Origin of the sequence: Paenibacillus sinensis, assembly GCF_019904155.1 — a bacterium.
Classification (GTDB): Bacteria; Bacillota; Bacilli; order Paenibacillales; family Paenibacillaceae; genus Paenibacillus_AQ; species Paenibacillus_AQ sinensis.
Genome location: NZ_JAHCMB010000171.1, coordinates 1 through 297, shown reverse-complemented (window position 1 = coordinate 297; position 297 = coordinate 1). Strand labels below are relative to the sequence as shown.

Below are 297 nucleotides of genomic sequence, written 5' to 3'. Positions count from 1 at the left end.
CGTTCACAGTGCCGAGAAATTTCTCCCCTGTTAGGTTTTACGATGAGGCCGGAAATGTATTGGCAGCCGCCTCTTATGCCTATGACTGGAATGGTAGAGTGCTTGCCATAAATAACGTCAAGAGCTTTGTTTACTACAACGTGCAGAGCGCGGCATTCCAGATTTCTGAGCTCAAAGTTTTTGGGCGGGAACCCCCCAAGCCTCCTGTTAAGCCAGTGCTGACCCTGGCAGCATCGGATTACAACAGCCTAACCGTAACCTGGGACAAGACGACAGGCGTTAAATATAAGGTCTATT

1 protein-coding gene is annotated in these 297 nt (G+C 49.2%); it reads left to right on the top strand.

All coding sequences use genetic code 11. The annotated features are described in order from the left end of the window. Nucleotides 1-297: hypothetical protein (locus tag KIH86_RS19650; protein ID WP_223110622.1), on the top strand; the 297-nt coding region annotated here is incomplete at both ends.